Consider the following 25,451-nt stretch of genomic DNA (forward strand, 5'->3'; position numbering starts at 1 on the left):
GATTATGAATACAGAACAAATAAAAGATATTCTATTGCAACGTGGCTATAGTGAACGTAATGCAGCAATAGCCTCAAAGGAATTGGTGGATATTTCGGATAAACTAACTCCTATACTGATGGATTGGCTCAATGATGAAAACTGCCAGAAAGATTATTCGGTAGAAGGTCATTCTATTCAAGAGTGTTTGGAGAACGGCATGAAATACCCTGCTGCTATTTTGACAATGGATTGGCTAATTAAGGATCCAAAAGTCGCATTAAGAAGTTTAACCAAAGGAACCAGATGATATGCCAACATTTCGTATAACACCCAAAGTGACAATACCCCTCAATGGTGGTATTAGGATGGAAAGGACATGTCAGCCAATAGACATTCCTGTACCATTTGGAACCCGACCTTTTGATTCAGTTGCCAATAAGGAGCGAGTAAAGTCTATTCTTGCAGCTCGTGGCTATGACTTCACTGGTCACGAAAGTTATCTGACACAAGGTTTCTTTGATGTTAGACAGATATAGACAAAAGGATTCTTAGACGGTTTGTCCCATTTCAGTACCAAAATAGAGATTATAATGAAGAAAGGAGGCTTAACTTTGTGTCTGTGGTGCTTGGTGGCATTGTATTCGTATGCCCAGGACTTATCATTGAGTTCTCTTACAAGCGATTGCCATTTGTCACCTGTCACGGACTTATTCAAGATAGAATCAGATGAAGTTCTCAACCAGTTCAGGGATTATTGCAAGGATGGTACAGGGAAGAATGAGAAGTTTGCAGTTCTGCTTGATTGGAAGTCGATGCCACTAACTGACACGGGGTTTAAGTTCGAGAATGACTTTCACCAGAACATGCTGCATAAGAGCGTAGCCTATGACTATCTCTATATTAGGGACATCATTCTTCCAATTAAGGCTGGGTGTGCTAAATATGAAGGCTATACAACTATCTATACATTCAAGTGTGGCGCAACAGCCTTGAATACTATGAGGGAAGATAGAAAACCATTGAGACTGTTAGCTATCTTCAAGCCTGGTTTCTACATGGATGCTTGGATAGACCATTATTGTGCTGTTCCGGTTGGTCTCTACTTGGTGAATAAAGATACTGGAGCCGTATTGCAAGATTTGTCATCGTACCTAAAGAACATCAATATCACTACTGAGAAACAGAAACTAACGAGGGCTAACAGGTCTAAGGTAGCCGAGGAAAGACAAAATTCTGGCAACACACAACCTGCAAAGAAAGTAAGATGCAATACCTGTCATGGAACTGGTAAGCAGAAATATGAATACCCAAGCAAGACAGTGTACGAAACATGTAATACTTGCGGAGGGACAGGTTACGTCAATTCGTTTTGGTAATAAAAGATAAGTCCATCATTCAGGTGGGCTTTCTTTTTGCTCCCACGTCACAAGTTCCCTGCTCAGTCCAATCCTTTTAACTTCTCCACGTTCCCCATATATATAATAATGTGTGGCCGTCTCAGCATCCATCACCTTCAGGAACGCTTCTTTGATCCTGGCACACTTCTCATTGATGGAATGATTGATGGGGTCAGTTGCGTTGATGATACTTTGCTCGACTTTCTTCCTGGCCTGTGTTGAGAGTTTCATTGAGCGATACGTCTTCCCTAATTCTTCACGGTAGTCTGGCAAATCTTTGAACCTTATGCCTTCAGGGTGGTTCAGGAACAGTAGATAGACGGCCTTGCATATTGGCCGCATCTTCACCTCCAGTCTGTCATCACCAACAAGCAGCCTGTAGTCCTTTGTTACTAACAGGCGGCTCAATGGTCTTTGCTCAACCTCAAACAGCTCTCTAATCTCTTTTTCACTAGCCCCTTTTTCACGGAGCATCATAACTAATCTTTTAATCTCTCGCTTGATGTTGTCCATAAGAAACATAGTTGTTGCGTCCTCGTCTTGTGAACAGGGACTGGTTTAACACTATGCTCCGTCGATACTGCGAGTTCTGGGTAAGGTTATAACGACAAGAGTCTATCTATATATAAAATAAGGGGGTGTTGGAGTATATTCTGCAACCGTTGCAATTTTGCTGCGTATCAGAAAGTAGCGACCTTTGCACCAAAAAAGTTATCAGTTCATGTTTTAATCAAGAATCGTATGAGAAGAATTTTACTTTTAGGAATGGCTGTGCTGCTTGGAATGGTAGCGTCACCGAGTTATGGGCAGGTTGATCCAGATGAAGTGTTTACTATCTTTGAGTGGGATTTTGCCGATGGTCAGGGAGATTTCACTACAAATTTTAATTGGGATGAAATGGAGCATTGGGGGCAAGAACCTCCAACAGTCCAACCTTGGCAATATGATGCAGAAAATGGATGGATGGTTTCAAGTGTAATAAGTAGTGAGTATATGAGTTGGTACTTAAATGTACCCTTAATAGATTTCACAGACAAAGGATATTATGATACGAAACTTTCTTTTGAATATGCGATTCAAGGTGACGTGTTTATACCTTCCGATTCTTGGGATAACGGTTCTAATTATATTGTAATAAATTGTGGTTCAAAAGGTAAATCTTATCGTATTCCAAACATTGTATATAATGCTTATCAAAGATATTTCACTACAGCAGAAATAGATTTGGATGAGTATGTAGGTTATGGAAAATTGAGAATTGAATTTGACCAGAATCCATCGGCATACAATAATTGGTATATAAAAAAAGTAAAGGTGACAGGCAAGCACAAATACGGCAAACAACCTTTCACTTTGGTAAGAAGTGTAAGCGAGTTGAAAGAGTTAGCTAGTAATACACCTGTAAAGTATATCAATCCCAATCTGACGATACTTTTAGAAAACCGTCCAGCTTTTGTTAGAGACAACACTGGTGCTATGGCATTAACGGAAGGTGTACGTCAATGGATGGGAACTTTAATGACCGATACTATCTACGCTCTATATACTAGAGAGAATGGCTACACTGAATTAAAGTACGTCGATTACAACTGGAATTATGACGATCCTGGCGATGGAAATGCCAGCCCTATAGAAATATCTGAGAGTGATTACATGAACTATGAGTGCAATCATGTTATAACGCCAATAACAGAAGAAGTTTATATAGTAGATAATGATATGGGATATGGTGTTGATATAGAATGGTATCAACCCCACAATACTAACACTAAAGTTTGTGGATTCGTTTATCCCATAGAAGGTAATAGAAAGGTATTCATGCGTTCTTCATGGAGTGACCCCATTAAAGTTGTAATGTCAGAAGAAGGAGATAATGTATTTACTCAACAAGATATAGACTACAGCATACCATTTAGCATAACAAGGCAGTTTGAACTTAATCAATGGTACACAATATGCACACCTTTCGCTTTCCAACCTCGTGACTGGTTTAATCCAGAGTGCGTTTTTGCTGAATTTGTAGGTGCAGAAGATGGAACTCTAACATTCCAGACAGTAAATAAGATAGAAGCAGGAAAACCGTATTTGATAAAGTTTACAAAAGAAAGGACAGATAATGGTGCTTTTGGTGGCATTATTACTAATTCAAACAAAACTCCAAAGGTGGTTTATGGTGGCGATTACAATTTTGTCGGTTGTTATAATCCAGTCCAGCCCGCAGATGGTTCCTATTACTTGTCAGCAAACAATACCATCAGACCTCTTGCATCAGGTGGAACAATTAAAGGTTTCCGTGCTTATTTCGAGCCAGCCAGTCCTAATGCAGCAAAGGCAAGGGCTTTTTGTATCGACGGCGTGACTACTGCTATTGAGGATATTGTAGGTGGTGAGGAACTGTTAGGCATACCCCAGAAAGTCTATACCGTCAATGGTCTGTATGCCGGGGATGACCTTGAAGATCTTCCCAAGGGTGTCTATATCGTCAACGGAAAGAAAATCATTAAATAAGGGACTTATGAAGAAAGAATATCAAAAGCCAACAGTGCAAGTAGTTCAGTTGCAGCATCAATGTCAAATATTGGCTGGCAGCGCACGGGAAATGAGAGTATCAGGATTAAGCGATGAGTTCAACTATGACAGCACTGAGGGCGATGGATCCGATGCGTGGTAGGGCTGCGCAAAACATAACCAGAACAACAAGAGGCGCATAAGCTAGAATTAAAAAGGTGAACCTGTCCTAATGTGGCTGGTAGGAGGGTGGGCTACTTCTCAACAGTAATCTCAGCTCACCCTCCATTTATTATGCGCAGTAGAAAGTCAGTAGTAGAGGAGTTTGCACTCCTCCTCCATTATATATTAGAATGAGAAAATCCACCAAAATTTAACGATAGTATTGTGTCAGAGAGTGTCATGGAGAGTGTCAACCATAACACGAATTATCATAAGTCCCTGATATTCAACGATTGTAAATATGTTATAGCGTGTCAGATTCGTGTCAAGCAGCCTATAATGACACGCCCGTTAGACCCGCTTAGACATTGTTTTGACACGGTTTTTTGAGGAAATGACACGCTCCTGACACACAAAAAACGCACAACCATTGAGTGATTGCGCGTTCTAATAGGAGTGATGAATATATGCGGACTACTTGCCATTAAGTCTCTTTTTGTACCTCTGGATTTGAGCCTTCACAGCATCCTCACTAATGTTAAGATCGTCTGCTATTTTATTCCATTTCGTTCCCGCTTTATTCTTCATTATGAGTTCTGCACATAGTTCATCCGTAAAAACTGGTTTGGAACTTGAAGAGGATGTTGGCTGCACACTTTCTGCTTTACGATTCCTCAGTATGGACTCTTTTAATTCATCTGAGAACTTCTTTAGGTATCGTTCAATCAAGTAGTCTGCTAGGTACAACGTCAATTTCACGACTTTATCCCTGTCCTCATTACCTTCTTTTGGCTCACCCCAGAGCATGTGAAGAATTATTGCGCAATGAAAGGCCATTTCTCCGAATCTTCTCGCCACAGCATTTCTTTCAGGTTCGTTCTTTTTCTCCTGTTTGGAAAGCCACCTACTCAAAGCCTCGTTTACATAAGACAAATCTATCATTTGTTCTGGAACTGCGATGTCATTACCTTCTTCATCAGTAGTGAAGCAGTATTTCCCCCTCCATAAGTCGATTTGGTCTCTGTAATTCTCTATAAGTTCATCTTCGGGCAACTCTGGAGTTTCCTGACTTATGCAAACCATATCCATCGGTATTACCCCCCAACATATTCTGCCAGCAGTACCATCCGCTACTTTACCTTTAATAAAGCGTTCTACGCCTTCTGCCGTTCCCGTAAAGGTGTAGTTAAGATACAGCTTGAATCTTGTCTCACCATTCTTTGTGGTTCGGATAACGTCATCATTGTCAAAGGCTGGAAGAAAGTATGAAGCTGGGATGCCCTTCCTTTGCTTCTGTAATTCAACAACACGGATAATCTCAGATTCCTGTATATAAAGGTGAACGCCTTGATTGTCATCCAACAACTCACATAGTGACGCAGTAGAAGTATCGATGCCTTTAGTGGAGATTATCTTCTGTTCCGAAGTTTTTTCCTTTTCAGCATCAGAATCTTTTGAAGATTTCTCCTTTTCTGCATCGGATTCCTTTATTCGTCCAAAATACAAGTCATATATTCGCTTGAACAGGCCCTTCCCGCCACCGCTAATACCTTCAATGATGACCTGCAAATTAGGAGCTTTAGCCACTCCGTCAAGGTATTTTGCTCGAACTCTTGAAAAGCACATGGCACCAAGCATGGAAAGCATGTTGAGAAGGACTGCAATTTCATATCCTTCAGGGCAACCAAGAATGAATTTTATGAATGACGGTAATTGAGGCATAGGATGCTTCTTGCGGTAGTCATCAAGCCAAAGTTTATCATTTGGAGAATTGTCTGAGCCGTTATCATTACTATCTGGAGTGAAGCCATCAGCAAGTTTTATTCTGGCCTTTTCTTTCTCATAGTCCAAATCTATCAGTCTCTCTTCTTTATGTTTTCGTACATCTGACTGGTTATTGGCATCATGTAGTTTTGCCTCTGCCTCACATTCTCTTTCATGGAGTTTAGCCTTTTCTTCGCACTTTACTCGTTCCAAATCTTCTTTGGCAGAGTTGTTAGCCTTATTGATAGTCCACGTACCAATCTTGTCAACTATGATTCTGATAATGATACATAGCGTAGTTATAGCAACAAGCCACATGCCAACTTTTATGGCCCCCGATTCCGTTCTATCAGCAGCCCGATTGAACATCTTTTCTCCTTCTGGTCCAGTTGCTGCCACCATTGCAGCGGCATTATAATTCACCTGCGGAATAGTCATATTTATACGCGATACATTATTAAACACTTTTATTTGTGAGAATGCCCATGAAGATTTCCTGCACGTTTCCGAACTTTGAGTAGATCGACAGCTAAATCTGCATCAACAACAATGGTATTCCCAACTTGACTGATGGCTGCATCTATCACGCCACTTCTTTTAATACGTGAAGCAGTTGCCGTGCTACATCCAAACAAATCACAAAGACCCTGTAGCCCGTACACATAATGTTTCTTTACCTTAACGCCTTCATTGGGTTCTGGCGCGAACAATGCCTCTGCAAAACACTCCTTCAATCTCTCGAAGAATTCATCTTGACTCATGTTAATTAAAAATTGCTGTTCCATATTATTGTGAGTTTTGTTTCGTTTAACGAGTGCAAAGGAACGGCAAACTTATGGACTATGCAAAGCTCAATAAACTCAGTAAACAGGAAGTTGACTCTCAATAAATCTTTTTCGATCTCAATAAAAACTCAGTAAAATCTCAATATAAAAAGCACCATACCGATTAGGTACAGTGCTTTATTATACTTGTGGGTTGGAGGGGAGGCTATGTCTTGATGTGATAACGCGCAATATCATCGCAGCCCAGCCTCACCTCTTCAATGATTTCACGGCATCGCTGCTCGTTCATCTTAATCTTGGTGCCAACGGCTATAAAGTCTTTCAGGGTAGGATGCCCCGTACCATTGACGGATGTAGCGTGTTCACCGTTATAGCCTTCAGTACAAAGGGTGAGGTCGTAGGCAGGGGCAAGATGCCACTTCCATGAGCCGTTTCTGCCTTTCAGAACGATGAAACTGAAATTCTTGCAGTGATCGTCTTTGTTGTCGGTCAGGTAGTTGAACACCATGCGACGGTACATTTCCTCAACGTCATGGGGATTCTGCGTCAAGTAACCTGTCAGTGCAAGTAGGTTGCTATAGTCGAGCACAGGATTAGAGAGCGATATGCAGAGTAAACCTCCAGCCGTTGCCGTATGGATTCTGTTGCCCTCTGCTTCAATGTCAAACCGTCGAGAAGCAAAGTATCGATCATTGAACAACTTGAAGTCAGGCACGTTTATGCCGCACTGTCTTGCCACTTCATTGTAGTGATACTCCTGCTGTCCCATGTCCTTCGGGTCGTAGGTGTGACGGAACTTGACCAACCAATGTCCTTCTTCATCCTCAAAGATGGCTTTTGGCCTTGCACCGCCGCTGTTACCGCTGTTATAGAGTAGAAGTCCGGCATCATCGTCCTGCTTTTCCTTCAACACCTCCAGGGCTTTCTCTTGCAACAAATCAAAGTCTGTTACATCCGTTCCCTGTTTGATCGAGGTTTCTGGTTCAAAGGTCAACGCTCCCATACCACCACTGCCTACTATGCTCAGACGGTCAAGCGCAGAGAGTTTAAAGTCGTCTATACCTTCCTTCTGCAACAGTTTGTGGAGCAGATAGCGGCCATAGCCATCGGGCAAGCTGTCTTCAAAGATGCCGAAATTACCAAAGAAAGGGGAGGGCTTTGCCAAGAACAGACCTGGACGTAGCGGTAGTTCCAATGGGGAAATGCTAAAGCCATCGGCCAGCCAAGAGTGTGCATACTCGAAAGCACACAACTTGTTGTCGGGGGTCAGTGATAGGGTTCCCACCAGTTGATCGTGGTATTTCACTTGGAGCAGTTCTATCTTCATCATACTCTATGCGCTTTTTTCTTGTTCTGGTTTCTGCGTATTTGTGTTAGTTCTTCCATTGTGGAATATTTAGGTTGGGTGAACAGGCTTTTTATCTCCGACGTGTAGCCCAGTGCAGTAGCAATACCAATGAGGTTTTTAAGAGAAATCAGCCCTTTCTGTTCAAACCTGACGATATTGCTTACGGCGACTCCTGACTGCTCGGCCACCTGCTCGCGTGTAAGATTCTTCTCTATGCGCCGTTTGCGGAAAGCATCAGCAATTTCTTTGGCTATATCATCAGAATTATTGAGAGTATAGCTATCAAGAACAGATAATATATTGTTTGTTTCTGTCATATTTTACAGGATAAGAATAATATCTTATCAGTTGCAAAGTTACAAAAGAATATTGAAACTACCAAGAGTAATACGGTTTTTATTGCCTGTAATGTGTTGTTTTTAACATAACTTATCCGGTTTTGACCAGTTTCTGCTGAATGTCTGCGAGCAGTGACTTCAAAAAAGCCTCGTCCACATCATCTAGCAGATTGATGATTTTACTTCTGTATTGGTTCTTGTTCCACTTCTCCATTTCGAGAGCTGCTGTTTCGGTAGCAGTCTCTATGTAGGGCTTCATGGTGTTGTAAGACTTGTGTCCCGTACACTTCATCACGGTCTCAGGAGGTATGCCCATTGCGAGACTACATGAAACGAAAGTCCGTCGTGCGTCGTGGTTTGATATGATGTCGCAGAATTTATTTGAATCTTCTCTGCGTTCCGTTCCTATATAATATACCTCGGTAATGATGCGGTCTAATCCAGCAGCCTTGGCAGCATCCTTAACGGCATCGTTAAGCTTTTGTGAACTTTGAATGTCGAACACCAGTCCATCTGGAGTTGCTTCATCCTTATACTTCTCCAGAATCCGACGTGCCTCTTCGGTAAGTGGGATGGTAAGATGCTCGCCTGTCTTTTTTGCAAACATATCAATGCGGCTGTCGCTTACATGAACAACCTTCAGACGTTTGAGGTCTGAAACACGCAGGGAAGTGAATGCCATGAAACACCAAAAGTCACGAGCGCGCTCCAATCTACCGCTTTGATCGTTCTCAAATTTGAAGTGTGCAAAATGGAGTAACTCGTCATAATGAAGGAATGTGACGGTCTTGGGTAGGACTTTGAGGTTGGTTTCAAAATTCAGGACAGTCGCAGGCACCTCATACCCCTCATTGGTGTTCAACCATTTCAGGAATCCTTTCAGCATCGTCACCTGCTTATTGATGGTACGGTTGCGGTATTCGTTCTGTATGTACCAGTCACGCAGTTTATACATGTGCTCAACCGTAATCTTGTCTGGACGAATGCGTGGGTTAGCCTTTGTGATATGCTGAAACGCTTGTGTGTACTTCTCCTTCGCCTGGTCATCCCAGTTCTTTTCTCGACCACATTCTTTCAAGAACAAGTCAATCATTTCCTTGAAGGATTTTTTCTTCTGTACTACAGCAGGTTGTGTTGCTTGTGCATCCACTCTCCCCAAGGCATAGTTGACCATTGTCTTCAACTCGTCGATAGTAGGAACAGTGTTTTTGAGTGCGCATTTGTCGAACACACTCTCAATCTCCTGGCGGTACTCTGCAATGGCCTCGTTGATTTCCAGATAGGTGAACTTCATGCCACGCACATAATGAGTGGTTCCTTTCTTGGCTCTAAGCAAATCAGAATCCCACTTGTCAGGCTCTGCCCATACGTTAGTAAAGAATGAAACCTCAGATTTACTTTGGTTCCATCTTACCTTGATGCCAACCTGACCTGTACTCCCTTTTATATAGGGCCTCATTGAAAATTTAATCTGAATCATTTGCGTATCTCGACTTTAATTGTTTCTTTGTCTCAGAAAACATTGGGTTCCGCTGAGGTTCCAACTGATTTCGGAGGCGAAGGTACACTAAAAAATCGAGACCACCAAGAGGTTCCGCCAAAGGGATTAAGGATGATGAAATTTGATAAAAAATGATTTGTGGAGTATTTGTAACTCCTTGATAATAAAAGCAATTCTCATCAATCTTCATTATGGGTTCTTATCCTGAATCTCCCTCTCTCTCCGCAAAAAGGCAGCAACTTTTTGGTTGCTGCTTTTTTCGTGTTACATCATCGTCATGCAGCTCTGTCTTTTTGTGGTTCTTCTTCAATTTAGTTGAAAAGCAGAGGCTCCAGAAGAAGTTTCCTTTTAAGCAGTTCCAGACCGTACATGCCATACATGTCCCATTTGACCTCAGTACGAAGTAAAAATTATAAAAAATGTAAACTGCAATTGCGATGTTGTAACTTTGCCAATGTGTTTGAGATGCATCAGAAAGATACACACGAGCATTTAGTAAGAACGCACGCAGCGTTTGGTAAGAACGCCACAAGCAATTAGTAAGAACGCAAAGAAACAACATTTGTTAATTTCGATGAGTAGATAAGAGGTGATTGGGTTTAAATTCGTATATTTGCGCCAATTTTTCACATAATAAGGATATAAAGCGATATGATACATTTAGAAAGTGATTACAACAATGGTGCACACGAGGCTGTGCTGCGGAATTTTTTAGAGACTAACGCAGAGCGTACACAGAGCTACGGCGACGACCGCTTCAGTGAACAGGCGAGGACACTGATTCGTGAGGCTTGCAAGGCCCCCGATGCCCAGATATGGTTTCTCGCTGGTGGCACGCAGACCAACGCTACTATCATTGACTGTGTGCTGCAGCCTTACGAGGGTGTGCTATGTGCAGAAACGGCTCACATCAACGTACACGAGGCGGGAGCCGTGGAGTTCACAGGACATAAGGTAATCACTCTGCCAGCTCACGAGGGAAAGCTCGCTGTCAGGGACTTGCAAGAGTGGCTCAAGGCTTACTTCGCCGACGAGACAGCTGAGCACATGGTGCGCCCAGGAATGGTCTATATTACGTTTCCCACTGAGCTTGGCACGCTCTATACGGCTGATGAACTGAAAGCGCTGCACGATGTATGCAGGCAATATGGGCTTCTGCTTTATGTGGATGGTGCGCGCCTGGCTTACGGATTGGCTGCGAGCAAGGATGTGACGTTGCCACTGCTGGCACAGATAGCAGACATCTTCTACATAGGCGGCACAAAATGTGGTGCGCTGTGTGGTGAGGCGGTGGTGTTTCCCCACGGCGATGCTCCAGGCCACATGCTCAGCCGCATAAAGCGCCACGGGGCGCTATTGGCGAAGAGTAGGGTAGTGGGTGTGCAGTTCGAGGCTCTGTTCACGAAAGATGAAGGCGAACCATTGTATATGAGCATTGGCACCAAAGCTGTGGTGTTGGCTATGCGCTTGCGCCGTCTCTTCGTCGAGCAATTGGGTTATAAGCCTTTTATCGACTCGCCTACGAACCAACAGTTCTATATCATCCCTAATGATGACCTGACGCGTCTGCACCAACACATAGGGTTCGAGGTTTGGTGTCCTGTGGATGAACGTCACACCGCCTGTCGATTCGTTACCAGCTGGGCAACTACCGATGACGAGATTGATACATTGGAACAAGTACTTTCGGTATGAGAATGATTATTTAAATACCTACTTTAGTAGGATTTTACAGGTGCGCAATGCTTAAAACACCGCGTTTTAGGTATTGCGCACCTGATTTGTTTGCCGTACCTTTGCCGTCGAAAAATTAATCAACAATGGCAATGACAACAGCAATTCCCACAGAGATTAAGGTACTGATGAACCACATCTACGAGCTGGATAAAGGTGTGCGTCACATGGTGCTGTTCACCTGTAAGAAGAGATACAGTGAACAGGCTATACAAAGACTGGAGAGTCAGGGTATTCCATACTTGTTGCAGCCTGCAGGACAGCAGAACCTGAACGTGTATTTCGGACGTCGCGAATGTCTGGAGGCCATACGGCTCATCGTCACTCGTCCACTGAACCAGCTCACGCCAGAAGAGGATTTTATTCTTGGCACCATGCTCGGCTACGATCTCTGCGCTCAGTGCGAACGCTACTGCAAACGAAAGAACGGATGCAAGGGCGAGTGTCAAGGGAAGTGCGATAACTGTATAAATAAGAATTAATCATTAGATAAACCAAGTAATGAACGCAACAATTGTAATCTATGGTTCCTCTACAGGAACCTGTGAGGCCATCGCAGAGAAGATTGCCTCGAAACTGGGCTGTGAGGCCCTGAACGTGCAGGACCTGACAGCCGACCTCGTGGCTGCTAACCAGAACCTGATTCTCGGCACCTCGACATGGGGCGCAGGAGAACTGCAGGATGACTGGTACGATGGTCTGAAGACACTCAAAGATGCTGATTTGAGCGGCAAGACCATAGCCCTCTTCGGCTGTGGCGACTGTTCATGTTATAGCGACACGTTCGTAGGCGGCATGGGCGAACTCTACAACGGTATTAAAAATATCGGTGCGAAGTTCATTGGCAGTGTAGAGACTGATGACTATACCTTCGATGCTTCTGAGGCCGTTATTGACGGCAAGTTCATTGGTCTGCCCCTCGATGACATCAACGAGGACGACAAGACCGACACTCGCATCGAGGCCTGGATAGCCGCCATCTCTCCAAGTCTATAATTACAGGTGAAAATTCATAAGTAAAAAAGTATTTGTTTAGTTGTGAGATGGCTGGCTGTGATAGTCAGCCATCGTTTTTTAAAGATTAGGATTATGGGACTATTAAAAGGTGGTTGACAGCGATTCTAAGTGGACAAGCGTTGTTGAGGGTATGACAGCCTATTCGCCGGAGGAATTGAAGACTATGCTTGATGAAGCAGGCTTCGTCCAAACAGAGATTCATCGTATGAAGCCATCAAATGCCACCATCATTGGCGTGAAAAGATAAATCTCATATTACCTCATATCCTCTTGTTTTTAAAAACTTGGCACAAAGTAATGAATTATTCTTTATTAATTCGTACCTTTGCCCTCCGAATTAATAAGATTTGTGATAATTTTCAATCAATACAATGAGCCAGATTACAGAAAAAGAGGGCATCACAGATGCCAGAAAATTAGGGCTACCCAAGTATGTTGTCTTGGGTGTTCAACACTTGTTTGCCATGTTTGGTGCTACTGTCCTTGTGCCAGTGCTAACAGGTCTTTCCGTGTCGTCCACACTGCTGTTTGCAGGTATTGGCACACTAGTCTTCCATCTTGTCAGCAAGTTGAAAGTGCCTGCCTTTCTGGGCTCTTCGTTTGCCTTCCTGGGCGGCTACATGTCGGTGAAGACACTGGGCGTTGAGCAGGGCATGAGCGAGACACTGGCGTTGGACTATGCCTGCATAGGTGTGTTCTTTGCCGGACTGTGCTATTTCGTTATGGCGGGTCTCATCAAGTCGTTTGGCATTGAGAAGATGCTGCGTTTCTTCCCGCCATTGGTAACAGGACCTATGATTATCGCCATTGGATTGGTGCTCTCGGGTAGTGCCATTCAGAACTGCGCCACCAACTGGACACTGGCTATCGTGGCTTTGGCAACAGTAATCTTTGCCAGTGTGTGGGGCAAGGGTATCATCAAGATTATTCCTATACTGCTGGGCGTGGTGGTTAGTTATATAACAGCTGTGGCAATGGGTGAGGTGGATTTCTCGTCGCTAGGCGAGGCTGCATGGATTGGACTGCCATTCAGCCGTGAGCAGACCGCGCTGGCTGTGTTTGACAATATGGACACCACATTCCTCATCTCTACCATCATTGCCATCATGCCTATCGCCATTGCCACCATCATGGAGCATATCGGCGATATGTGCGCCATCTCTTCTACTGTGGGTAAGGACTTCCTGAAGGAGCCAGGTCTGCATCGCACGTTGATGGGCGACGGACTGGCTACAGCGCTGGCATCGCTCTTTGGTGCGCCTGCCAACACCACGTATGGTGAGAACACAGGTGTGCTGAACCTTACTAAGGTGTTCGACCCTGCCGTGATTCGTCTGGCTGCCTGCTTCGCCATTCTGCTGTCGTTCTGTCCTAAGTTCGCTTGTCTGATAGGCCTGATGCCTGCTGCCACGATAGGCGGCGTGAGTCTGATTCTCTATGGCATGATTTCGGCTGTGGGTGTGCGTAACCTTATTGAGGACAGCGTCGATTTCAACTCTTCACGCAACGTGTTTGTGGCTGCCCTGATTCTGGTCATTGCCATCGGCGTGAAATATGGTGCTGACGACAACGTAAGCTTTGGTCCTATACATTTCTCGGGTCTGGCACTATCGGCCATTGTTGGTGTAACCCTCAACGCTGTGCTGCCTGGCAAGTTGGGCATGAAGGTGAAGAGCGTTCACGGCAAAGACAAAAAAGAATATCAGTAAGAATAAAAAAAGAGCGTCAGTAAGAAAAAAGAGCATCAATCCTGATGCTCTTTTTTATTGACCTTGTATTTTTTTTACATGTTCCACTTAACAGCCAGGGTGGGGTTAACGAAGAACGTCTTTGTGCTTGTAGGATCAGCGTTATATACGAAGTTGTTTGAGAACTCCCACTCTGTGCCTATGCTGAAGTGCTTGTTGAAGTTGTACCACAGCTGTGGCTCAGAGAGCACTACGAGGCATCCGTGGCCATTGACTTTCTCACCACGCCAGAAGTCGATGAATCCTGCGAAAGACAGCTTGTTGGCGAGAAAGTTCAGTCCCCATACACCTGTGAGCTGAGCGCTGGCATAGGAGTGTGTGTTGGCGTAGCTCTTGAAGAAATGCTTGTACAGCAGCTGTACAGACCATGTCTTTGAGAAGTCGGCTGTGTGTCCGTTGTAGGCAGCACCTATGAGTCCTGCCTGCTGGAAGCTGCCGCCCTTAGAGAGTCCGCCATCATACTCCACGTGGGCAGCGAAAGGTGACTCATTGCTCAGGTTGAACTCGCGTGAAATCTCAGTGTAGGCGCTCTCTGTGAAATGGCGCGACATGTCCACATCAACGAAGTAGTACCACGAGCCCCACTGGTCGGCCTTGAACTGCTCGAGGGTTACTGTTACCTTCTGGCGACCAGCTTCCTCGCCAGTGTAGATGTTACGACCGAAGTCATAGTGCAACTGAATGTTTTGTGCGTTTGCGCTGATGGCTGCTACAGCCATCAGCGCAATTGTCATTAGCTTTTTCATATTCTAATTATTGTAATATAAGTTTTGATTGTTATTGTCTCGACCACGAATTTCTCGAATTACACGAATTTTTCCTGTTACAGATATTTGATTATGAACGAATTACTCGAACCGATGGAATCGCTAGCGATTCCTTTTCGTAAAATTCGGCATTAGAATAATATCCATGCGCAGCCATAATTACTGCGAGCACTCGTGAGTCTTCGACAAGTTTCGTTTAATTCGTGAAATTTGTGGTCGTTATCATACTCCTTAACTCCTACAAGAACGCGTAGCGACAGATGAAGAGAACGGCCAATATGATGGTGCCCCAGTTGATGTTGTTGCGAGCGTCGCGATCCTTCATGGTGAACGACAGCATGTGGATGAGCACATATGATATGACACCCATGAGGATACCGTCTGATATGCTGTAGCTCAGCGGCATCAGCACTATGCACACGAAACAGGGGATGGCTGTCACGTAGTCGGAGAAATCGACCTTGCGGATGTCGTACATCATCATCACACCTACCAGTACGAGGGCCGATGCTGTAGCCTGACCAGGGATGGCGAGGAACAGCGGAGCGAAGAGCAGGGCAACTGCAAAGCAGATGGCTGTGACGAGGCTGGTAAGACCAGAGCGTCCACCGGCATTCACACCCGATGCACTCTCTACATAAGTGGTCACGGTAGAGGTACCCAGCATGGCACCCACGGTGGTACCCACGGCGTCGGCCATGAAAGCCTTGTTCAGGTTCTTCACGTTACCATCATCATCCACCATGCCGGCACGGTTTGACACGCCGATGAGGGTGCCTATGGTGTCGAACATATCGATGAACAGGAAGGTGAGCACCACGATAATCATATCCACGGTGAAGATGTCGTGCCACTCAAACTGCCAGAGGATGGGCTCGATAGAGGGAGGAGTGGACAGTATGCCGTTGTAGTGGGTAACGCCCAAGGGGATGCCCACGATGGTGGTCACCAAGATGCCAATGAGCAGCGAGCCAGTGACGTTCTTGACCAGCAAGGCAGCTGTGAGCAGGATGCCGAAGATGCCCAGCAACACGGAAGGGTCGTGAAGGTTGCCCATCGTAACGAACGTAGCATCAGAAGAGCCCACGATACCTGCACTCTTCAATCCTACGAAGGCAATGAAGAGTCCGATGCCAGGACTGATGGCGCGACGCAATATCAGCGGAATGGCGTTGACGATGTAGTTGCGCAGACCTGTGATGGTGAGCAGGATGAAGATGAGACCCTCTATGAACACGGCTGTCAGCGCAAACTGCCAGCTATAGCCCATCGTCAGTACCACGGTGAAGGCGAAGAAAGCGTTGAGACCCATGCCGGGAGCCAGTGCAAAGGGCAGCTTCGCATAGAGTGCCATCACGATGGTGCCCACAACGGCGGAGATACATGTAGTGGTAAACACGGCACCTTTGTCCATGCCGGTAGCAGAGAGGATGTCTGGATTCACGGCCAAGATGTAGGCCATTGTCAGAAACGTGGTGATGCCGCCTATGACTTCCTTGCGGATGGTCATTGTGGCGGCATCAAATCCGAGAAAACTTAAAACAGATTTCATTGTGTTTATTGTTGATGTGATAAAATTTAGAGGTGAGAGGTAAGAGGTGAGAGGTGAGAAGTGAGAAGTGAGAGGTTAGATACTTTTCAATAGTGCCTCACATCCCTCCAGCACGTCGTTCCATGTTGCCACGAAATCGCCTGTGTACCAAGGGTCGGCCACATCGCCAGGCCGTTTGGTATAGTCCATCAGCATTACAATCTTCCCTTCCGGGTCGCCACCGCAGATGTTCCGCATATTGCGAATGTTCCACGAGTCCATGCCAATCAGCAGGTCGTAGCGATCGTAGTCTGAACGTGTCATCTGCCGTGCCGTTTTGCCTGCACAGCCTATGCCGTGCTTCGCCAGCTCTCGTCGCGCAGGGGGATATACGCTGTTGCCAATCTCTTCTGTCGAGGTTGCCGCTGACTCAATGTGGAACTCGTCCTCGCGTCCTGCTTTCATGACCAGGTCCTTCATCACAAATTCTGCCATCGGACTTCTACAAATGTTCCCATGACAGACAAAAAGTATTCTATGTTTTACTTTGTTATCCATATCGGGGTGCAAAGGTACTAATAAGCCAGAATAATACCAAAAATAGACACATACTTTTCTCAGTTTCATAAACTATGCTAATAATTAGCGTAAAAGTATAGAAAAACCACGTTTTTATTTACCTTTGCCAAAGATTATACATAAAACTAAAATTCTAAGACAATGAAAGATTTTAATTTCTATGCACCTACCGAGGTGGTGTTTGGCGAACATTCTGAAGAGCAGGTTGCTCAGCTTGTGAAGAAATATGGTGGCACTAAGGTGCTGGTTCACTATGGAGGACAGAGCGCTGTGCGTTCAGGCCTGTTGGACAAGATATGTGGTCTGCTCTCTGAGGGCGGAATTGACTATGTGAAGCTTGGCGGCGTGGTGCCCAACCCACGCCTGTCGCTTGCCAAGGAAGGCATAGAACTGTGTCGAAAGGAGAATATTGACTTCATACTCGCCATTGGTGGCGGAAGCGTTATAGACTCCTCAAAGTGCATCGCTTATGGCGTGTGCCTCGATGGTGATGTGTGGGATGTATATATTGGCAAGGCTACTCCTGAGAAGATGCTCCCCGTTGCCTGCGTGCTTACCATTCCTGCTGCTGGCAGTGAGATGAGTGAGGCCAGCGTGATAACAAATGAAGATGGCGATGTGAAGCTCGGCTATTCCAACAACATCTCTCGTCCTAAGTTTGCCATCATGAATCCTAAACGTACCTATACCTTGCCTCCTTATCAAACGGCAGCAGGCGTGACAGACATCATGATGCATACCATGGAGCGCTATTTCAATACCGAATGCGACATGACTCTGCAGGATGAGATTGCTGAGGCTCTTATGCGCACCATGAAGGAGAGCGTCTTTGAAGTGCTGAAGAATCCTGAGGACTATCGCAGTCGTGCACAGATAATGTGGGGTGGCAGTCTTGCTCACAACGATGTTACTGGCAACCGTGGCATTGGCGACTGGTCAACCCATCAGCTGGAGCATGAGCTGAGTGGCATGTTCGATGTTACCCACGGTGCAGGTCTTGCTGCCATATGGCCCAGCTGGGCACGCTATGTTATGCACGAGAACCTCTCGCGTTTCGTTCGCTTTGCCGTGAACGTTATGGGCGTTCCTAACGACTTCACCGACCCAGAGGGCACCGCCTTGCGTGGCATAGAGGCTATGGAGCGTTTCTATCATGCCATCGGCATGCCTATAAACATCAAGGAACTCATCGGCCGTGACATTACTGACGACGAGATTACTGAGATGACACGCAAGTGCAGTCGCGACTATAAGCGCGTCTGTGGTCAGTTCAAGCCGCTTGCAGCTGCCGACATGGAGGCAATCTACAAGATGGCGAGAGGGTAAGATGAGCTGCACGATGTCACCCATATCTTCTCTTCATAAGACAACAAACGAAGCGTATCAATAATAAAACGGCAGGCTCCCACTTTTGAAAGCCTGCCGTTATTATATACAGTATCTGTCCCTGAATTCTCCTAGAACTCAACTATTTTTCTATGTGATACTATTCTCATTTCTGGGGCAAAGATAAGTAGATATTTTGAAAAGCGCAAATATTTTGCTGTTTATTATTGTTTTTCAAAATAATGTACGATCCCGATTTTAGTTATGGCGAATTCTACAACTTTAGAAACCCCATCGAATTCGAGGGGTAACTTAACCAGATTGCTATCCTGCAGATGCAGGTGTTGGATGGGAACAGCGGAAGAAATATGTTGAAATAGTAAACAAGGTCTTTCAATGAACAGTATCTGTCCTAGGTGTCTTGTCACGTACCTGTAACTAAACGTATCAACCGACTTTCTTGAATAATGGTTTGGTGATTAGAAAATAATTGACTATCTTTGCACAAATAACAAGTAATCTCAAGACTATCCTTGTGATTCAACAGGTAAAACTATGGATATACAGAAAATACAAGAATATAAATCTGCCTTCGACTTGATAGCAAAGAATATCAAAGATGAAGAAGGAAATACTATCGAAGTATGGTATGCACGTGAGTTGCAACAAGTGTTAGGTTATGCCCGATGGGAGAATTTCGTAGTAGCCGTAGGGCGTGCTATTGAATCGTGTAAGACGTTGGGAATCATCATTGATGATCATTTTCGTGAGGTCACGAAAATGATAGCCTTAGCCAAAGGTGCTCAGCGCGAAGTACAAGACTTCATGCTCACGCGGTATGCCTGCTATTTAATAGCGCAGAATGGTGACCCAAAGAAGGAGGAAGTGGCTTTTGCACAAAGTTACTTTGCAGTTCAAACCCGTAGGGCAGAACTCATTGAAGAACGATTGAACGAAGTAGCGCGTCTGAATACCCGTGAACGCTTACGAGCCTCTGAAAAGCAGTTAAGCCGTAATATCTATCAGCGCGGAGTTGATGACCGTGGTTTTGGCCGTATTCGTTCAAAAGGGGATTATGCCCTGTTTGGTGGTCTGTCAACTGACCAAATGAAGCGCAGACTTGGTATAAAGAGCGGTGCTTTGGCCGATTATTTGCCCACATTGACGATTGCAGCCAAGAATCTTGCTACGGAGATGACCAATTACAATGTAGAGCAAAAAGACCTTTATGGTGAAGCAAACATAACAGCCGAGCATGTACAGAACAATCGTAGTGTTCGTGGCATGTTGGGCCAACGCGGAATCAAACCTGAGGAACTCCCACCTGCAGAAGACATTAAAAAGGTAGAACGGCGCGTTGCAAAAGATGAAAAGGATATGCTTAACGAATCTAAAAAACTACCAAAAGTGAGCAAATAATGAACAACAAATGATCTAGCTACATTTACATACTGACCAACCCCAGCTTTCGCGAATCCTCGCTGAAAATTGGCATAGAATTGAGCCGTAAGCTGAATATCGATTCTGCTGTGGTGTTGGGAGTGTAAAAAAGTGATTAGCAGAGTCCAAGTAATTCTCAAATGATATTCACGCCACCTAGTGACAATGGACCTACGTCACGCATAAGTATAAAGCAGGCTGAAGCATGTTGACTTCAGCCTGCAAAGTTATATGTCAGAATGAAACAGGGAGAAAACAAAAAATTGTGTTTCTATTGGACTAAAAGCCCAATCTTTTGTTAAATAATCATAAATCTTGGTTTTTAGGTTGAGAAGCCTCCAACACGCGCCCCGTAATACAGTTGGGTACGTGCGCACGCGACCCAATTTTGGCGGTTTCTTTTTTTTCTTTATATTTGCAGCGCGATTGACTTTAGAACGCTATAATGCAACGTAGAACTAAAAACGAGAATAACATGGAACAGAATGAGAAAGAAAAGACCGTCATTATAAGAGACGTAAAGGAGAATGCCCCTCGCTTTCACTATGACGGTTGGCATGTGTTGGACGAGGGAAAAACGGTGGAGATATTCGTAACCACATCAGACAATCAACTTGAAAAGATTGTCTTACCGTGGGAGAAGATAGACCGCATACGTAAGTGCGGATTGGAACAGCAGGAGGATGTAGCCAAAGAGGTAATGAAGGGCAAGCGTGTGCATTGTCGTCATCTGAAAAGCTGGCATAGATTATTCCCTGCCTGCTGTCAGATAGGCAAGGATGCAGGTCCCCAATATATAAACTGTATCACATGCAAGTATATTGACGGGTATATCGAAGAATATGATACTGACAAAGAATATGAGAAGGTTGTTATAGTTTCACCAAAAATGACTGACTAAATCAAACAATAGCTTTTCATATAGAGTTGTCATCGATATTATTAAACAAGCTCCAAAGCTGTAATATGCAATGTGAATTTATATCTATAATCTTATTTTGGTGATAAAATTCCAAATACGATGCCAAAAAACTTATTATTGTTATGGAATTTAGAAAATATGTTATATTTTTGGTAAAATATTTGTTGGTTTCCCAAAATTGTATTATTTTTGTCCCTAAATTATCATAATTCATATGAAAGAGAATATTCATCTTAATGTTAAACTTATCACTTCTTTGGGAAGTGTTCTTCACATGTCTACCCCCATGATGATTGAGGCGTCATTATCTAAGCGAAGCACATGGTACAGAATTATGGAAAAACCAAGCATTATTACAGTACAGCAGTTGCTTACAATTGCCAACGGCTTACATATTCCTGTTCGGCACTTCTTTTCCACTGGCTGTGACAACATTATTAGTCATCGTGATTATTATATTAAGGAGCCATATTTGCCTTGTCACTACGATGCAAACGCGCTTCAGGAAATCGTTAGTAAACGTCCAGACATCACATGGCAGAAGGCCGCTGATGCCACAGGTGTTACCCGTGACAATTTGCGCAAATCTCTTCTCGGTGATAGCCGCACTCCTATCACACGCTTTCTTGCTGCTTGCAATGCCCTTGACGTGGACCCATTTGCCATTATTGTCGACCCTAACATGGAAGAATCAAAAGAGCCGAACAGTTGTACGGATTTATCAAAAACAAGTTTAACTACACTTTCTAAAGAGCTATTGGCTATGCGTAAGGAAATGACCCGCCTGAAAGCACAACTCTTCAATACCAACATTGAACTTACCAACCTTCGTAGAAACCAAAATACTGAGAATGTTATTAAGAATAAGATTTTAGCACCTGTTACTTGGTTCTATGGCATTCACTTCCTATATAGCTACAACGATATGAGCGAACCAGTGCGTGCATGGTTTCAAATGCTTGTGGCCAAAGAACATCCACACTACGCTTTCTTCTTTGCTAAAAATGGCAGTGAGTTTAAGTCTGTACGCTTCTATACAGATAAAGGCATCATCTTTTTTGAAGCAGAATGTGAGTCCGGCCTAGCAAATTATCTTTACAGCGAGAAGATAATGGTAGGAAAAATCCTAGCCAATACTTTGGAGGACAACTCTGATATGGTTGAGTTCAAAGCAGATTTAGTTGCAAATCTAAGAGAGGATAGAGAAGATATGGTTGAATTGGCTAAGTTCAGAAAAGAAATGATACAGAAATTCGGATGAAGAAAGTGTACAATAGGTGCAATAATAGAAAACGCTTTTTTTATTGGACATCAATAGATGGAAATACATTAATATAGCAAGAAACTAAACCGTTACCAAAGAAATATGGAATTGCATGAACAAAAACAAAATAATATTGTGAATCAGCCTCAGATAGACAAGGCCGATAATTCTGATTTGAATGTTTTAAGTACAGTCAATGCTGACATTGTGCAACATTGGTGGCTAACTATTGACATTGGTACATGGGACATCGCAAAAGCTAGTATTGGCGACAAAAAAACAATTTCCTTTTTACCCCCAAAATTAGAAAAAGATGAGGATTTCGGATTACTGAAATGGCTTTATTCATATTTTGTTGATAGGGAAGACAACCCTCATTATGGCCAACCTATTCCACCAGATGAAATGGCAATTTCACTACTCGACTTTGAGGGTGATGTTGTCAACAAGGAAAACATTGAGAAGGCGAAGAGGCGCATCAGCAAAAATCGAAAAAAATATCTAGGCAGAATGGGAATTATCATGGATCCAGAAATAGTGTTAGATAAGCCCAGCTACAAAAAACGTGGTGGCCGTCAGACATGCGCTTGGCTCACTGTGCTCGATGCCAACGGCAAGCCCTTGGAGAAGACCGTCAAGAACCAGTACCGCCATGTGGTATCTACCGATGAGCGCGTGCCCCGTGAACTGAGTCAGCATGTCTTTGTGCATTACTTCTATCGCCTCAATAGCATTCCCCAAAAACCGTTCACCGAGGGAAAGGAGTATGAAGAGGAATATGTTCAAGCGGCATCTAAAACAGACCCTGAAATAGATTATCCGAAAATCAAAGAGATTGATCCATTTTCGCATCTCCATGTCGGAGACAAAGTATTTGCATGTACTTCGCTCGCACTGGAAAAGAAGATTGTTGCTTTTTTAGAAATTACATCAGTTAGAGCCTGGTCAATAGATTTAAAAATATTGGATTTCTTTTGTAATCCATGTCCTATTTCTGCATTGAAGAGTGAACAATCTAATTTCTATAATGCAAATAATTCTGGTATTATCCGTCTCACAAATAAGCAGAACAAAGAAATTACAAGGGGAATAGAAACGTGGATTGAAAGAAAAATCAAAAAATCCCTCAAAACATACTCTATGGAGGAACTAATGAACGATAAGGACGTTTTTATAGACGAAGAAACCCTTCGTGACATTTTTAGTGTAATAAAAGACAAAAAGAATATTATTTTGCAAGGTGCGCCTGGCGTTGGAAAAACATATTTGGCGAAAAAGATAGCTTACGCTTTAGTGGGTAAGAAAGATGACTCCAAGATATGCACTATACAATTTCATCCTAATTACACCTACGAAGACTTCATTATAGGATATAAGCCTGTTCCTGGAAATGACTCTTCAAGGAAATCAAGAGAAATAGAATTCAAACCAGTGGACGGCATTTTCAAAGAATTCTGCGATAAGGCTTCATCTGATTTGAAGAAGAACAAAGATGAGAGTAACAAATACTTCTTTATTATAGATGAAATCAACAGAGGAAACATTAGCAAGATTTTTGGAGAAGCTTTCACGTTGATAGATAAAGGTTATAGAGATGAATCTGTAAAATTATCTTATCCGAAAAAAGTTCTTAATATTCCAAAGAATCTATACCTCATTGGTTTAATGAACACAGCGGATAGGAGTCTTGCCATGCTTGATTTTGCCCTTCAACGACGTTTTGCGTTTTTCTCACTATCACCAGCGTTCGAGACAGAATCATTTAAAGCGTATAAAGACAACCTAAAAAGCGACATCTTTAATACAGTGATAGATAAAATTATTAAACTCAACACAATAATATCACAAGATCCTGCTTTAGGCGAAGGCTTTTGTATTGGTCACAGCTATTTCTGTAATCAAGAAAGGATAGATGAAGTATGGCTGAAGAATGTAATCAATTATGAAATCATTCCGATGCTGAGAGGATATTGGTTTGATAATGATTCGAGGTTCAAAGAATATAAAAAAGAATTACTTGATGTTTTCCTATGACAATAGACAAAACCATACCTATACATAATATCTATTATATGTTGGCCTATGCGTTTCGCTATTTCAGGTTCAACATATACGAAGAGATAAAGGGTGAGAAGTTCGAGAACAATCACGATTTGTTCTCCGAAATTCTCATACGTGGCGTGTCATATCAAATTAAGCAAGGATTGTATAAGACATACGTAAATAAGGAGGGAAATCTGTCTGTAATACGAGGGCGAATTGACATATTGAAGACTTACACAATACAAAGAACCAATCCTTTTTATGCATATTGCAACTATGATGAACTTTCGGAAAACAACCCATACAATCAAATTGTTAAGACCACACTTCAATTCTTGTTAAAATGCACAAATGTAGATGAGAGTCGCAAAAACTCAATAAGGAATCTATTGCATTTCTTTGACACTATTGACTTGGTTAATTTGAAAACAATAAATTTTGAACGTTTCAGTTTCGACCGTAATAATCAGAACTATCGGATGCTCCTAAATATATGCCGCCTTATCTTTGAAAACATGTTAATGACAACAGAAGGTGGCAATTATAAACTACGCTCTTTGTCTGATTTTCAAATGTCAAAACTATTTGAAAAATTTGTACTGGAATATTATAGAATGCATCATCCAGAAGCCAAACCTCGAGCTTCTCAAATTAGTTGGAGTATTAAGAACGAGAATTCTGCTCTTGGTATTTTACCAAGAATGCAAACAGATGTTATGTTGACTATTGGTGACAGAACTCTTATCATTGACACGAAATACTATAGTCAAACCCTACAGAGCAATTTCGACAAACAGAAAATTCATTCCAATAACCTTTATCAAATATATACTTATGTAACAGAGCAAGACAAAGAAAGAGTAGGGCGAGTGGACGGTATGTTGCTTTATGCTAAAACACAAGAAGATATTGTTCCAGATAACCACGTTACCATGGAATCTGGTAATAAATTATTCTTTCGCACATTGGACTTGAATCAAGATTTTTACAACATCAGTCAGCAATTAGATAACATTGTGAATAGTATTCCTAACATTTTGTGATAACAACTAATTCTTATTTTATCGATTATGAGTGTAAATTTTAAAGCATTGGGCTGTTTGTTCACGTTCAGATACATCAACGATGTTGAAGACATGGATGAAGAAGTGCTGCAAAAGATGTATGCAGAGTTGGAATAGGAGTATAAGGAACTGAAAAGTGAACTGGACAAATTAAAAGAAGTCGTCGACAGGAAGAACCCTGAAGAAAAGAAAGAGAAGATAAAAAAAGAAACTAAAGACCGCCAAGGAAGT

Annotated in this window: 24 protein-coding genes; 15 read left to right on the forward strand and 9 right to left on the reverse strand. The window is 43.2% G+C overall.

The features are described from left to right. The first annotated feature begins 4 nt into the window (after window positions 1-4). From M1L52_RS09100 to M1L52_RS09110, 3 genes are read left to right on the forward strand one after another with little or no spacing between them, the layout of a single operon-like run. Complete coding sequence (locus tag M1L52_RS09100) at window positions 5-289, forward strand: hypothetical protein (protein ID WP_248614660.1); 285 nt, start codon at window positions 5-7, stop codon at window positions 287-289. A 1-nt stretch (window position 290) separates the two neighbouring features. Further along, on the forward strand, window positions 291-518 hold the full coding sequence (locus tag M1L52_RS09105) for a hypothetical protein (RefSeq protein WP_248614661.1): 228 nt from the start codon (window positions 291-293) through the stop codon (window positions 516-518). 54 nt (window positions 519-572) lie between these two features. Then, window positions 573-1,358 carry a zinc finger-like domain-containing protein gene (locus M1L52_RS09110; protein ID WP_248614662.1) on the forward strand — a complete coding sequence of 262 codons (786 nt, stop codon included), beginning with the start codon at window positions 573-575 and terminating at the stop codon, window positions 1,356-1,358. Between the two features lie 15 nt (window positions 1,359-1,373). Here M1L52_RS09110 and M1L52_RS09115 read toward each other — a convergent pair whose 3' ends face one another. Continuing rightward, window positions 1,374-1,892 carry a hypothetical protein gene (locus M1L52_RS09115; RefSeq protein WP_248614663.1) on the reverse strand — a complete coding sequence of 173 codons (519 nt, stop codon included), beginning with the start codon at window positions 1,890-1,892 and terminating at the stop codon, window positions 1,374-1,376. A gap of 228 nt (window positions 1,893-2,120) precedes the next feature. Between M1L52_RS09115 and M1L52_RS09120 the strand changes: the two genes are divergently transcribed. Then, on the forward strand, window positions 2,121-3,887 hold the full coding sequence (locus tag M1L52_RS09120) for a hypothetical protein (protein WP_248614664.1): 1,767 nt from the start codon (window positions 2,121-2,123) through the stop codon (window positions 3,885-3,887). A 636-nt stretch (window positions 3,888-4,523) separates the two neighbouring features. Here the strand turns inward: M1L52_RS09120 and M1L52_RS09125 are convergent. The 5 genes from M1L52_RS09125 to M1L52_RS09145 form a co-directional block, all read right to left on the reverse strand. Next, window positions 4,524-6,251: a YfjI family protein gene (locus M1L52_RS09125; protein WP_248614665.1), complete on the reverse strand. Its 1,728-nt coding sequence runs from the start codon at window positions 6,249-6,251 to the stop codon at window positions 4,524-4,526. 29 nt (window positions 6,252-6,280) lie between these two features. Beyond that, a complete protein-coding gene (locus M1L52_RS09130) occupies window positions 6,281-6,598 on the reverse strand; it encodes a DUF3853 family protein (RefSeq protein ID WP_248614666.1) in 318 nt (105 codons plus the stop codon). Window positions 6,599-6,803: 205 nt separating this feature from the next. Beyond that, window positions 6,804-7,928 carry a type II toxin-antitoxin system HipA family toxin gene (locus tag M1L52_RS09135; RefSeq protein WP_248614667.1) on the reverse strand — a complete coding sequence of 375 codons (1,125 nt, stop codon included), beginning with the start codon at window positions 7,926-7,928 and terminating at the stop codon, window positions 6,804-6,806. Continuing rightward, window positions 7,925-8,263, reverse strand: a complete 339-nt coding sequence (locus tag M1L52_RS09140) for a helix-turn-helix domain-containing protein (RefSeq protein WP_248614668.1) — start codon at window positions 8,261-8,263, stop codon at window positions 7,925-7,927. The genes M1L52_RS09135 and M1L52_RS09140 overlap by 4 nt, the downstream gene beginning before the upstream one ends. 112 nt (window positions 8,264-8,375) lie before the next feature. Beyond that, window positions 8,376-9,764 carry a tyrosine-type recombinase/integrase gene (locus M1L52_RS09145; RefSeq protein WP_248614669.1) on the reverse strand — a complete coding sequence of 463 codons (1,389 nt, stop codon included), beginning with the start codon at window positions 9,762-9,764 and terminating at the stop codon, window positions 8,376-8,378. 672 nt (window positions 9,765-10,436) lie between these two features. Between M1L52_RS09145 and M1L52_RS09150 the strand changes: the two genes are divergently transcribed. From M1L52_RS09150 to M1L52_RS09170, 5 genes are all read left to right on the forward strand, one after another. After that, window positions 10,437-11,480 (forward strand): threonine aldolase family protein, encoded by a 1,044-nt coding sequence (locus M1L52_RS09150; protein WP_248614670.1) that lies wholly within the window; start codon window positions 10,437-10,439, stop codon window positions 11,478-11,480. A gap of 125 nt (window positions 11,481-11,605) precedes the next feature. Then, complete coding sequence (locus M1L52_RS09155; protein ID WP_410896780.1) at window positions 11,606-12,001, forward strand: DUF2023 family protein; 396 nt, start codon at window positions 11,606-11,608, stop codon at window positions 11,999-12,001. Between the two features lie 19 nt (window positions 12,002-12,020). Continuing rightward, window positions 12,021-12,515, forward strand: a complete 495-nt coding sequence (fldA, locus tag M1L52_RS09160; protein ID WP_248614671.1) for a flavodoxin FldA — start codon at window positions 12,021-12,023, stop codon at window positions 12,513-12,515. A 109-nt stretch (window positions 12,516-12,624) separates the two neighbouring features. Further along, on the forward strand, window positions 12,625-12,783 hold the full coding sequence (locus M1L52_RS09165; protein ID WP_248614672.1) for a hypothetical protein: 159 nt from the start codon (window positions 12,625-12,627) through the stop codon (window positions 12,781-12,783). Between the two features lie 124 nt (window positions 12,784-12,907). Further along, window positions 12,908-14,245 carry a uracil-xanthine permease family protein gene (locus tag M1L52_RS09170; RefSeq protein ID WP_248614673.1) on the forward strand — a complete coding sequence of 446 codons (1,338 nt, stop codon included), beginning with the start codon at window positions 12,908-12,910 and terminating at the stop codon, window positions 14,243-14,245. Between the two features lie 74 nt (window positions 14,246-14,319). Here the strand turns inward: M1L52_RS09170 and M1L52_RS09175 are convergent, their stop codons facing one another. The 3 genes from M1L52_RS09175 to M1L52_RS09185 form a co-directional block, all read right to left on the reverse strand. Continuing rightward, window positions 14,320-15,030, reverse strand: a complete 711-nt coding sequence (locus tag M1L52_RS09175; protein ID WP_248614674.1) for a DUF5020 family protein — start codon at window positions 15,028-15,030, stop codon at window positions 14,320-14,322. A gap of 259 nt (window positions 15,031-15,289) precedes the next feature. Continuing rightward, window positions 15,290-16,603 (reverse strand): NCS2 family permease, encoded by a 1,314-nt coding sequence (locus M1L52_RS09180; RefSeq protein WP_248614675.1) that lies wholly within the window; start codon window positions 16,601-16,603, stop codon window positions 15,290-15,292. A 75-nt stretch (window positions 16,604-16,678) separates the two neighbouring features. Further along, window positions 16,679-17,077 carry a low molecular weight protein-tyrosine-phosphatase gene (locus M1L52_RS09185; RefSeq protein WP_248614676.1) on the reverse strand — a complete coding sequence of 133 codons (399 nt, stop codon included), beginning with the start codon at window positions 17,075-17,077 and terminating at the stop codon, window positions 16,679-16,681. A gap of 225 nt (window positions 17,078-17,302) precedes the next feature. Here M1L52_RS09185 and M1L52_RS09190 point away from each other — a divergent pair, with 225 nt between their 5' ends. The 6 genes from M1L52_RS09190 (at window position 17,303) to mcrC (ending at window position 25,199) form a co-directional block, all read left to right on the forward strand. Continuing rightward, window positions 17,303-18,487 (forward strand): iron-containing alcohol dehydrogenase, encoded by a 1,185-nt coding sequence (locus M1L52_RS09190; protein ID WP_248614677.1) that lies wholly within the window; start codon window positions 17,303-17,305, stop codon window positions 18,485-18,487. Window positions 18,488-19,042: 555 nt separating this feature from the next. Next, window positions 19,043-19,906 (forward strand): DNA damage-inducible protein D, encoded by an 864-nt coding sequence (gene dinD / locus M1L52_RS09195; RefSeq protein WP_248614678.1) that lies wholly within the window; start codon window positions 19,043-19,045, stop codon window positions 19,904-19,906. Between the two features lie 496 nt (window positions 19,907-20,402). Then, window positions 20,403-20,828, forward strand: coding sequence for a hypothetical protein (locus M1L52_RS09200; RefSeq protein ID WP_248614679.1), 426 nt, complete (start codon window positions 20,403-20,405; stop codon window positions 20,826-20,828). 355 nt (window positions 20,829-21,183) lie between these two features. Further along, entirely contained in the window at window positions 21,184-22,110 is a 927-nt protein-coding gene (locus M1L52_RS09205) for a hypothetical protein (protein WP_248614680.1), read from the forward strand. 105 nt (window positions 22,111-22,215) lie between these two features. Next, complete coding sequence (locus tag M1L52_RS09210; protein ID WP_248614681.1) at window positions 22,216-24,147, forward strand: AAA family ATPase; 1,932 nt, start codon at window positions 22,216-22,218, stop codon at window positions 24,145-24,147. Beyond that, the gene (gene mcrC / locus M1L52_RS09215; RefSeq protein ID WP_262917990.1) at window positions 24,144-25,199 is read left to right on the forward strand and encodes a 5-methylcytosine-specific restriction endonuclease system specificity protein McrC; all 1,056 of its coding nucleotides are present in this window, start codon (window positions 24,144-24,146) and stop codon (window positions 25,197-25,199) included. The genes M1L52_RS09210 and mcrC overlap by 4 nt, the downstream gene beginning before the upstream one ends. Window positions 25,200-25,451 lie beyond the last annotated feature (252 nt).

The organism is Prevotella sp. E13-27, assembly GCF_023217965.1.
Taxonomy (GTDB): Bacteria; Bacteroidota; Bacteroidia; order Bacteroidales; family Bacteroidaceae; genus Prevotella.

What these genes read in the sequence shown, in the direction of transcription:
- M1L52_RS09100 (WP_248614660.1), top strand. Translation starts at nt 5, where the DNA reads ATGAATACAGAACAAATAAAAGATATTCTATTGCAACGTGGCTATAGT.
- M1L52_RS09105 (WP_248614661.1), top strand. Translation starts at nt 291, where the DNA reads ATGCCAACATTTCGTATAACACCCAAAGTGACAATACCCCTCAATGGT.
- M1L52_RS09110 (WP_248614662.1), top strand. Translation starts at nt 573, where the DNA reads ATGAAGAAAGGAGGCTTAACTTTGTGTCTGTGGTGCTTGGTGGCATTG.
- M1L52_RS09115 (WP_248614663.1), bottom strand. Translation starts at nt 1,892, where the DNA reads ATGGACAACATCAAGCGAGAGATTAAAAGATTAGTTATGATGCTCCGT.
- M1L52_RS09120 (WP_248614664.1), top strand. Translation starts at nt 2,121, where the DNA reads ATGAGAAGAATTTTACTTTTAGGAATGGCTGTGCTGCTTGGAATGGTA.
- M1L52_RS09125 (WP_248614665.1), bottom strand. Translation starts at nt 6,251, where the DNA reads ATGACTATTCCGCAGGTGAATTATAATGCCGCTGCAATGGTGGCAGCA.
- M1L52_RS09130 (WP_248614666.1), bottom strand. Translation starts at nt 6,598, where the DNA reads ATGGAACAGCAATTTTTAATTAACATGAGTCAAGATGAATTCTTCGAG.
- M1L52_RS09135 (WP_248614667.1), bottom strand. Translation starts at nt 7,928, where the DNA reads ATGATGAAGATAGAACTGCTCCAAGTGAAATACCACGATCAACTGGTG.
- M1L52_RS09140 (WP_248614668.1), bottom strand. Translation starts at nt 8,263, where the DNA reads ATGACAGAAACAAACAATATATTATCTGTTCTTGATAGCTATACTCTC.
- M1L52_RS09145 (WP_248614669.1), bottom strand. Translation starts at nt 9,764, where the DNA reads ATGATTCAGATTAAATTTTCAATGAGGCCCTATATAAAAGGGAGTACA.
- M1L52_RS09150 (WP_248614670.1), top strand. Translation starts at nt 10,437, where the DNA reads ATGATACATTTAGAAAGTGATTACAACAATGGTGCACACGAGGCTGTG.
- M1L52_RS09155 (WP_410896780.1), top strand. Translation starts at nt 11,606, where the DNA reads ATGGCAATGACAACAGCAATTCCCACAGAGATTAAGGTACTGATGAAC.
- fldA (WP_248614671.1), top strand. Translation starts at nt 12,021, where the DNA reads ATGAACGCAACAATTGTAATCTATGGTTCCTCTACAGGAACCTGTGAG.
- M1L52_RS09170 (WP_248614673.1), top strand. Translation starts at nt 12,908, where the DNA reads ATGAGCCAGATTACAGAAAAAGAGGGCATCACAGATGCCAGAAAATTA.
- M1L52_RS09175 (WP_248614674.1), bottom strand. Translation starts at nt 15,030, where the DNA reads ATGAAAAAGCTAATGACAATTGCGCTGATGGCTGTAGCAGCCATCAGC.
- M1L52_RS09180 (WP_248614675.1), bottom strand. Translation starts at nt 16,603, where the DNA reads ATGAAATCTGTTTTAAGTTTTCTCGGATTTGATGCCGCCACAATGACC.
- M1L52_RS09185 (WP_248614676.1), bottom strand. Translation starts at nt 17,077, where the DNA reads ATGGCAGAATTTGTGATGAAGGACCTGGTCATGAAAGCAGGACGCGAG.
- M1L52_RS09190 (WP_248614677.1), top strand. Translation starts at nt 17,303, where the DNA reads ATGAAAGATTTTAATTTCTATGCACCTACCGAGGTGGTGTTTGGCGAA.
- dinD (WP_248614678.1), top strand. Translation starts at nt 19,043, where the DNA reads ATGGATATACAGAAAATACAAGAATATAAATCTGCCTTCGACTTGATA.
- M1L52_RS09200 (WP_248614679.1), top strand. Translation starts at nt 20,403, where the DNA reads ATGGAACAGAATGAGAAAGAAAAGACCGTCATTATAAGAGACGTAAAG.
- M1L52_RS09205 (WP_248614680.1), top strand. Translation starts at nt 21,184, where the DNA reads ATGGAAAAACCAAGCATTATTACAGTACAGCAGTTGCTTACAATTGCC.
- M1L52_RS09210 (WP_248614681.1), top strand. Translation starts at nt 22,216, where the DNA reads ATGGAATTGCATGAACAAAAACAAAATAATATTGTGAATCAGCCTCAG.
- mcrC (WP_262917990.1), top strand. Translation starts at nt 24,144, where the DNA reads ATGACAATAGACAAAACCATACCTATACATAATATCTATTATATGTTG.